Here is a 6,251-nt window from a genome sequence, read left to right on the forward strand (position 1 = left end):
ACCTATCGCTACCTGCTCGCGCGAGCGGCGGAAGAGCGGGGCGAGCTGTTGCTGGCCTTTGACGGCTACGTAAAGGCGGCACGGGGGCGGAACGTCGATGCCCATCGCGCGCGGATCGCGCTGGTCCGGCTGGGGCGGCGCACGGATACATTGCCGCTGAGCGATGCGGTCAAACTGCTCGATCAGGCCCGCTGGGCCTGGAGCGGGGATGCGGTGGCGCAGGAAGGGTTCGAACTGCTTGCAGACTACGCGCTGGAAGCAGGCGACAGGCTAACCGCCCTTTCCGCATTGGACCGGCTGCTGCTGGAAATCGAGTCGCCCGAGGGGGCCGAGGCGGTGCGCCAGCGGGTGGGGAAAATCCTGCGGGATTATTACGCAGCCGGTGAGGTCGGCCAGATCGATCTTGATTCTTTTCTGGAGGGGCATGCGGTGATCGAAGCGCGCTGGCGGTTCGAGCGCGCCTTCGTTCAGGGGGCCGTTCCCCTGCCGCGCACCCTGCTGGCGGCGGGAATCACCAGCGCCGCCGCGCGAGAGTTCCGCAACCTGCGGGAACTGGCGATTGCGGCGCAGGAACTGGAGATGTTCGAAACCGACCCCGCCTATCTGCGCGACCTTTGGCTGGGCGAGGCGCGCGCCCTGCTGGCGGGCGGGCAGGCGGATGGTGCGGTTGACCTGCTTATGAGCGTGGGCCTTGAGACAGGGGAAAGCGACGCCGAGGCCGAGCGGCTGCTCGTCTCGGCCCTCTCGCGGGCGGGCCGGACGGAGGAGTTGGCGGCCCTGCGCGCCCGGGCGCTTGACGCAAGGCTCGCACGCAGCCGGGCCGAGGCGCTCTACGACAAGCGGAAGTGGGCGGCGGCGCATGATGCCTTTATGGAGTTGTGGGCGCGCTATCCAAGTGATTTCGCCTTTCCGGACGCCACGCGGCTGACCCTTGCGGCGCATGAGATCGGCGCCGCCGATACCCTGGAGCGACTTGCAGGCACCTTTCCCCTGCTGTCGGACATGTCCGGCTGGCGGGACATCGCCCTGCGCCTGTCGCCCGAGGTGGAGCCGCCCGAAACGCTGACGTCGGAGGCGATGCGCAGCAGCATGTCGGATGCCGACCGGGCGCTCGACACCGTTCTGGAACTGACCGGAGCAGGCGCCGTGAGTGACAAAAATGACAAAGACCTTAATTGAATCATGATTAGAACAAGATTAAGCGCGCATTTATTATTCTTGTATGCGTATGAATAGTACAAGATGAAGAGGAGTAATCCATGAGTATCGGCAACGCCCTTCAAGTGGGAATCAGCGGCCTGCAGGCCAATTCGTCCAAGGTCAGCGTGATTTCGAGCAACATCGCCAACGCCAATACCGTAGGCTACCGGCGGAGCTTTTCCGATTTCGTCACCCATAACACGGGCGACCAGCAGGCCGGTGTGGTCAGCACGACGCGGTCGGACATCGACGACACGGGGATCCTGCAGACCACGGGCCGCAACACGGACTTCGCGATTCAGGGCGATGGTTTCTTTGTCGTCTCGCGCAATCCGAACGATCCGGTCGAATCCAACTACTTCATGACGCGCGCGGGATCCTTCGCGCCCGACCAGAATGGCAACCTGCGCAATTCCGCGGGCTATTACCTCAGCGGGTTTCCGACCGCCGTCGACGGCAACGTGGGCAATGTGAACCGCACGGGCTTTGGCGATCTGGAAACCGTGAATATCGCGGACTACCAGATCCCCGGCTCCCCCAGCACGCTGGTCAATGTGTCGGGAAATGTGCCGTCGCAGGAAACCGGGCAAGCCACCCCCGGCGCGCCTTTCGTTTCCACCCTGCGCTATGTGAACCAGCTTGGCGGGCAGGCGGAGATGAACCTGTCCTGGCAGCCTACGGCGACGCCAAATGAATGGTCCCTGACCATAACGGATGCCGACGGAACCAACTACGGCAGTGCGANGGTCGCCTTCAACGACAGTGGCCCCAACGCGGGCAGCCCGGCGAGCTATACCTCAACCGGCCTGCCGATCGATCCGGCCACCGGGGTCGTGACACTGTCCATCGCCAATGGGGGAACGCCCCAGCCGCTGGAAATCAACCTCGGCGCGCCGGGCAGCTTTGCCGGGATGACCCAATTTTCCGGTGACTACGCAGCGCCCCGCTTTGAAGATAATGGTGCCCAGACCGGTAGCCTGATCCGGGCGGAGATGAGCGAGGCTGGCGTGCTCTACGGTGTCTTCGACAATGGCCAGCGCCGCCCGCTGTTCGAAATCCCCATCGCGCAGGTCGCGAACCCCAACGAGATGGGGTCGATCGATGGCAACGCCTATGTCTCGACGCTCGCCTCCGGGCCGGTGAACCTCAACTCCGCCACGTCGAACGGGCTGGGCCGGGTGGTCAGCGGCGCGTTGGAGCAGTCCAACGTCGATATCGCGAAGGAACTGACCGACCTGATCCAGACCCAGCGGGCCTATGCGTCCAACGCCAAGATCATCACGACCAGCGACGAAATGCTGGACGAGACCCTGCGCATCAAGCGCTGATAGGGGGAACCCGCTGAATGAGCATCTCGGCCGCCTTCAACGTCTCACGCAGCGGACTGCGCGCGACCGAAGAGCGTGCAACGATGGTGGCCGGCAACATCGCCAATGCGAGCACCCCCGGCTACGCCCGGCGCGATGCCGCCCAGACGAGCGGCACGCCGGCGGGGCAGGGCAGCACGGTGGAGGTGCGCATCGCCCGGCAGGTTGACGACCGGCTGGCGGCCATGACCCGGCGCGCCGGGGCGGAGGCCGCGGGTGCTACGGTGACAGGCGAGGTGCTGAACGGCTATCTCGGGACCCTCGGCAATCCGGGGGATGAGATTTCGCCCGCAGCACGGGTCGCCGAATTCCAGACAAGCCTCGATCTGCTGGTCAATGCGCCCAACAGCGCCGGGGTCCAGCGCGGCGTTCTGCTGAATGCAGAATCGCTGGTCAAGTCGCTTAACACCGCTTCGCAGTCGCTCACCACCGCGACGGCGGATGCGGCGGAAGAATTCGGACGTACCGTTGGGACGGTCAACGCCGCGCTATCGGGGATCGCCCAACTCAACGATCAGATACAGCTCGAAGTCCCCGGAACGCAGGGAGAGGCGGACCTGCGCGACCGTATCGGGCGCGCGCTCGACGATCTCGGCCGGCAGATGCAGTTCGACACGAGGTGGGAAAGCGACGGGACGCTGACGCTCCATACCACCGGGGGGGCGGAGCTTGTGCGCGGCTCCGACGCCGCAGCGATCACTTTCGACCCGCAGACCGGCGCCCTGCAGACCGGCAATATCGACATCACCCCGGGCGTGCCCGGGGCGCGGGGATTTTCCGAAGGCCGGCTGGCCGAGCTCAGCACGTTGCTGTCGGACACGCTGCCCCAGATGGGCCAGCAGCTGGACGAATTGGCCCGCGTTCTTGTGCAGAGTTTCGAGGCTGCCGATGCCTCCATCGGGCCGGGGCAGGCGGGGCTTTTCACCGATGCGGGGGCCGCGTTCGACCCGGCGCAGGCCGTGGGGCTGGCCGGGCGCATCAGCATCAACGACGCGGTCCGCCCGGAGGCGGGCGGGGGCTTGTGGCGTCTGCGCGACGGCATGGGCGCGGCCACCCCCGGTGACGCGGGTGCCACGGCACAGATCGGGGCCTTTATCGATGCGCTTTCCGCGCCGCAGGGCTTTGCGCCCGGGGCCGGGCTGGGCACGAACCGGACGATCGGCGACTACGCCGCCACGCTGGTAGGGGCGCATCAGAACATACGGGTCAGTGCCGAGGCCCGCGCCGAAGGCGGTGCCGTGAAGCTCGCCACCTTTGAGGACAGCCGTGCCGGTATCGAAGGCGTCAACATCGACACCGAACTGCAGAAATTGCTGGAGATCGAACAGGCCTATGGCGCCAATTCGCAGGTTCTGACGAGCCTGACCAGCATGATAGACACGCTTCTGGACGCGGTGTGAGGCAGCGATGAGCGAAATATCCCGCACCGTTTCCACCGCATTGCAGAGCCTGCGCCAGCGCGAACACGCCAGCCGTTTGGCTGGCCAGATTGCCGATACCGCCAGCGAAGTGACCACCGGGCTGAAATCCCGCCCCTACGAGGCACTGGGCCACAAATCCGCGGACGCCATCGCGATCCGCATGCAGATCACCCGCAACGACGGCTTCATCGAATCCAACAAGTTGCTGGCGCAGCGCTTTGCCGGGCTGGAAAGCGCGCTTGGCGGTATTCGCGACGCGGGTCAGGACGTGCTGGAACAGCTGGTCTTCAGCGAGGCCAACGGGGGGTCGCCGTCGCGCAACCTGTCGCAGATCGCCCAGGCCGCAATCGATACGATCACAGCCCGCGCCGCCTACAAGGATACCTCCGGATTCGCGATGTCGGGGACGAAGAGCGACCTGATCCCGCTTCAGCCCTGGGACGAAGTGAACCCCGAGACGGGGCTTTCGCCCAAAGGCATCATTCAGGGAACTGTCGGCCCCACGATCACGAGCGCCGCCGACGCGCAGGCCAAGATCGACGAGTTGAAGACGATGTACGACAGTGCGCTCGTCGCCAACCCGAACCGCAATTTCGAAGCGAGCTTCTATCGCGGCGCCCATGAGCTGGACGCAGGCGGTCAGCCCAATCCCTTCGTCGAGGTGCAGATTTCACCGACCGAAAAGATCAGCCAGCCCGCGCAGGCGAACAATCCGGCCATGCGAGACCTTTTGCGGGGCCTTGCCATGCTGGCGGAGGTTGACGTGTCGGCCATCGCGGATCCCGATGCACGGGCACTCTGGATGGAAGAGGCGCGTTCAGCCATCGCCGGAGGATTGTCAGGGGTCACCGACCTTGAGACGGGTGCCGGTGTCACGCGTGGGCGGCTGGCCGATACGCTCAACACGCAGCAGGTGCGGGCCGAACTGCTCGCCTCCGAACAACTCGCGCTGGAAGGGGCGGATCAATACGATGCCGCCGGCCGACTCACGCAACTGCAGACGCAGCTCGAATCGAGCTACGCGGTGACGGCGCGGCTGTCGCGCATGTCGTTCCTGAATTACCTGTGAGGGCCCGGGCGATGATCGGCAGACTGATAACACTCATCCTGAACACCGCCCTGCTGGGTGGAATGCTCCTGATCGCCACATCGGCGGCGGCGCAGGTCCGGATCAAGGATATCGTGACGATCGAGGGCGTCAGGTCCAACCAGCTGGTGGGCTACGGTCTGGTCGTCGGACTGAACGGCACCGGGGATTCGCTGCGCAACGCGCCTTTCACGGAAAGTGCCATCGAGGGGATGCTGGAACGTCTGGGCATCGGCAATCTGACCGAAGACCAGATGCGTACGACCAATACGGCCGCCGTGATGGTCACGGCGGCGTTGCCGCCTTTCGCCCGCGCGGGCAGCACCATCGATGTTGTCGTATCCTCGCTGGGCGATGCCACGTCGCTGCGGGGCGGCACGCTGATCATCACGCCGCTGTCCGCGGCGGACGGGGAGATTTACGCGGTGGCGCAAGGCCCCATCGCCGTTGCGGGCTATGCGGCGCAGGGGCTCAACGCCTCCATCGTGGAGGGGGTGCCGACCGGCGCGCGGATCGAGAATGGCGCGATTGTCGAGCGTGAGGTGGACTTCGCCTTTGGTGAACTTGACCGGGTGCTGCTGGCATTGCGCAATCCCGATTTCACCACAGCGCGGCGCGTCGAATCCGCGATCAACAACGCGTTGGGGGGCGGCGTGGCGCAGGCGCTCGATTCGCGGACCATCGCGGTGGAGGAACTGGGCAAGGCATCGCTCATCGATCTGATGGCGGAGATCGGGCCGCTGATGGTGGAGGCGGATCAGATCGCCCGCGTGGTGATCGACGCCCGTTCCGGCACCATCGTGATCGGGGCCGACGTACGGATCGACCGCGTGGCGGTGAGCCAGGGCGGGCTGACGGTGACCGTCCGGGATGATTTCAACGTGAGCCAGCCGCAGGAGCTTTCCATCGGTGGCACCACGGTGATCGTGCCCGATACCTCCGTTTCGGTGGAGGAGCGGGACGCGAAATTCGCCGTGATCGACGGGTCGGTCAGCCTGCAGCGTCTGGTGGACGGGCTGAACGCCATCGGTGTCGGCGCGACGGAGACCATTTCGATCCTTCAGGCCATCAAGGCCGCCGGCGCGCTGCACGCCGATCTCGTGATCATATAGCGGAGCGACCGGATGGAGATCCCCCCTCTTTCGATGACACGGCCCGCCGCCGGTACAGTGCCCG

5 protein-coding genes are annotated in these 6,251 nt (G+C 65.5%); all 5 read left to right on the forward strand.

What is annotated here, in order from left to right; genetic code table 11:
* The coding region (locus A3764_RS25090; RefSeq protein ID WP_161487484.1) for a hypothetical protein at positions 1-1,179 on the forward strand (1,179 nt) is incomplete at its 5' end.
* An 80-nt stretch (positions 1,180-1,259) separates the two neighbouring features.
* Positions 1,260-2,528 (forward strand): flagellar hook protein FlgE, encoded by a 1,269-nt coding sequence (locus tag A3764_RS06355; protein WP_067951338.1) that lies wholly within the window; start codon positions 1,260-1,262, stop codon positions 2,526-2,528.
* Between the two features lie 17 nt (positions 2,529-2,545).
* Complete coding sequence (gene flgK, locus A3764_RS06360) at positions 2,546-3,967, forward strand: flagellar hook-associated protein FlgK (protein WP_067925862.1); 1,422 nt, start codon at positions 2,546-2,548, stop codon at positions 3,965-3,967.
* A 7-nt stretch (positions 3,968-3,974) separates the two neighbouring features.
* Positions 3,975-5,057, forward strand: a complete 1,083-nt coding sequence (locus A3764_RS06365) for a flagellin (RefSeq protein ID WP_067925860.1) — start codon at positions 3,975-3,977, stop codon at positions 5,055-5,057.
* Positions 5,058-5,119: 62 nt separating this feature from the next.
* Positions 5,120-6,187, forward strand: a complete 1,068-nt coding sequence (locus A3764_RS06370; RefSeq protein ID WP_150122092.1) for a flagellar basal body P-ring protein FlgI — start codon at positions 5,120-5,122, stop codon at positions 6,185-6,187.
* The last annotated feature ends 64 nt before the right edge of the window (positions 6,188-6,251 follow it).

This window comes from Sulfitobacter sp. HI0129 (genome assembly GCF_001635395.1).
Classification (GTDB): domain Bacteria; phylum Pseudomonadota; class Alphaproteobacteria; order Rhodobacterales; family Rhodobacteraceae; genus Sulfitobacter.

Bases quoted from the DNA above. Each gene is read 5' to 3' on its own strand.
- flgK (WP_067925862.1), top strand. From the start codon at position 2,546: ATGAGCATCTCGGCCGCCTTCAACGTCTCACGCAGCGGACTGCGCGCG.
- A3764_RS06365 (WP_067925860.1), top strand. From the start codon at position 3,975: ATGAGCGAAATATCCCGCACCGTTTCCACCGCATTGCAGAGCCTGCGC.
- A3764_RS06370 (WP_150122092.1), top strand. From the start codon at position 5,120: ATGCTCCTGATCGCCACATCGGCGGCGGCGCAGGTCCGGATCAAGGAT.